General features: G+C 70.6%; 3 protein-coding genes. 1 reads left to right on the top strand and 2 read right to left on the bottom strand.

Annotated features, from left to right (window positions below; all coding sequences use genetic code 11):
- Window positions 1–103: 103 nt before the first annotated feature.
- The gene (locus C7C45_RS33000; protein ID WP_110568838.1) at window positions 104–1,546 is read right to left on the bottom strand and encodes an MFS transporter; all 1,443 of its coding nucleotides are present in this window, start codon (window positions 1,544–1,546) and stop codon (window positions 104–106) included.
- An 85-nt stretch (window positions 1,547–1,631) separates the two neighbouring features.
- Complete coding sequence (locus tag C7C45_RS32995; RefSeq protein WP_110568836.1) at window positions 1,632–1,868, bottom strand: hypothetical protein; 237 nt, start codon at window positions 1,866–1,868, stop codon at window positions 1,632–1,634.
- Between the two features lie 143 nt (window positions 1,869–2,011).
- Here C7C45_RS32995 and C7C45_RS32990 point away from each other — a divergent pair.
- Window positions 2,012–2,632: NAD(P)/FAD-dependent oxidoreductase (locus C7C45_RS32990; RefSeq protein WP_146247491.1), on the top strand; the 621-nt coding region annotated here is incomplete at its 3' end.

Raw genomic sequence — 2,632 nt, 5'->3', positions numbered from 1 at the left:
GAGCAGCAGGCCGCCGACCTCGTCGGCCAGTACTGGAACAGCTGACCCCCGCACACGAACACCGGACCACTGGCCGGCACCCCACACGGGGTGCCGGCCAGTGTCAGTTCTCGCGGTGTTTGTGACTGCGGACGATGTCGATCAGCGCGGCGATCAGCGCGAGCGCGATGATGCCGGTGGCCAGCATGAGGGACTTTTCGAAGGCTGCGGTCCAGTTGCCGCGGCTGGTGGCCACCGACGAGAAGAACAGCGAGCCGACGGCGGCGATGCCGGCGGCGGCCCCGATCCGCTGACCGGTCTGGAGCATGCCCGCGCCGCTGCCTGCCTGGGCTACCGGCACCTCGGCGAGGGTGAGGGTCTGGTTGGGGGCGATCACCAGCCCGCTGCCGATGCCGGCGACGAGCAGCGGGCCGGCGGTGACCCAGGGTGCTGGGGCGTCCGGCGCGAGGTGCAGCGCGACCACCGTTGCGGCCAGCCCGACCACTACGGCGAGCAGACCGCTGGCGACAAGTGGTCGGCCGAAGCGGTTGACGATGCGGCCACCCAGTACGGAGGCGGCCGCCGAACCCAGGGCGAACGGGGTGATGGCCAGGCCGGCGACGAGCGCGCTGTAGCCGAGACCCATCTGCAGGAACAGGGTGAAGATGAAGAAGATCGCCGTGAAGCCGCCGAAGTAGACGAGCGCGATGAGCGACCCCAGGGTGTACGACTGGAAGCTGAACAACCGAAGGTCGAACAGGGGTTGGTGGTGGCGTGCGTACCGCCGCTCCCAGAGTCCGAAGGCGACCAGCACTGCGAGGCCGGCCGGGATGAGCGCCCATTTCCATGGGGTGTGCCACTGCTGCTCCTGCACCAGCGGTAGCAGTACCAGGAACACGCCGACGCCGAGCAGCAGGACGCCGACCGGGTCGAGTCGATGCCAGCCGCGTTGACCGGCGGCGCGGCCGGGCAGCAGGCGCCAGCCGAGGATCACGGCGAGGATGCCGACCGGCACGTTGACGAAGAAGACCCAGCGCCACCCGTGTTCCTCGCCGCCGATGGCGATGAGCAGTCCGCCGAGCAGCGGCCCGATGGCGGTGGAGATGCCGATGGTGGCGCCGAGCAGCCCGAACGGGCGGGCCCGTTCCGGTCCTCGGAAGAGTTGTTGGATCAGCCCGATGACCTGCGGGTTGACGATGCCGGCCGCGGCCCCCTGAAGGAGTCGGGCGATGACCAGCCACGTCGGGGAGGTGGCGAGGCCGGCGAGCGCGCTGGTCACGGTGAACAGTGCGATGCCGAAGACGAACGCGTTGCGCCGACCGCGGGCGTCGCCGAACCGGCCGGCGGGCACCAGCGCCAGGCCGAAGGTGAGCGCGTACCCGGAGAGGATCCACTGCAGGTCGCTCGGCGACGCGTGCAACGCCCGGTCGATGGACGGCACCGCGACGTTGACGATGCTCACGTCGAGCAGCGTCATGAACGCGGCGACCAATCCGACGCCGACCGCCTGCCAGCGTCGTCGATTCTCGGCCGCCGTCACCGGCTGCGGCGTCTGCGCCGCGCTCATCGTGCCCCCCGTTGACCGTCGATCACGCATTGCTGATCGCTACCCGGGTCACCGGGGGGCGAATCGTCTCGGATGGTTCCGTAGGTCACGCCATTTGGCGTGCGCAGAACCGGGGGCCGAAGTCGAGGCCCGCCATCGGCGAGTCCTCGCGGTGCAGCAGGCCCTTCTCGGTGAGCAGGTGCAGGGGGCTGCCCACCTGCTCCGAGGTCAGCCCGGACTCCTCGGCGATCAGGTCCGGGTACGGCACCTGCCCGCGTGCCTCGAGGGTGGTGACCGCCTGGTACACCCGTTGCTCGGCCTCCGACAACTGCACCTGCTGCATGGTTTCCTCCTCTGCTCGCCCGCCATCGCGGCGGTTGCCCCGCGCCGGTTACCCCCTCGGTGACTGAAGATGCACACCCGATCGGGCGGTCCGGGCGGCGTGCTGGCCGGCCTTCGCTTCCGGTGGTGCCCTAGGCTGCATTCGTGATCATTTGGGATCTCGTCGTCGTCGGTGCCGGCCCTGCCGGGCTCTCCGCGGCATACGCCGCTGCCCGCGCGGGCGTCTCCACCCTGGTTGTCGAGCGAGCCGCGCATCCGCGGTACAAGACCTGTGGCGGTGGCCTGATCGGCACCTCCCTGGCGGCGGTTCAGGATCGGATCGAGGTGCCGGCGCACGACCGGGTGGACCGTGTGACGTTCACCCGTGACGGCCGCCGGGAGTTCACCCGCCGTAACGACAGTCCAGTGGTGACCATGGTGCGCCGCGAGGAGTTCGACGACCGGCTGCGCGCGGCGACGGTCGCCGCCGGCGCGCAGATGCGGGAGCGGGTCGCCGTCCGCGCGATCGAGCAGGACCCCGAGGGGGTACGCCTGCGGCTGGCCGACGGTACGACGATCGCGGCCCGCGCGGTGATCGGGGCGGACGGTTCCTCGGGGGTGACCGCCCGGCATGTCGGGGTGCGGTACCGGCAGGTGGACCTGGGTCTGGAACTGGAGATTCCGGTGCCACCCGCGGAGCAGGAGCGGTGGCGGGGGCGGCTGCTGCTGGACTGGGGTGCGATGCCGGGCTCGTACGCCTGGGTCTTTCCCAAAAACGACAGATTG

The organism is Micromonospora arborensis, from assembly GCF_003205615.1.
GTDB lineage: Bacteria > Actinomycetota > Actinomycetes > Mycobacteriales > Micromonosporaceae > Micromonospora > Micromonospora arborensis.
The sequence above is the reverse complement of the archived record's forward strand: the minus strand, read 5'-3'. Positions and strand labels throughout refer to the sequence as shown.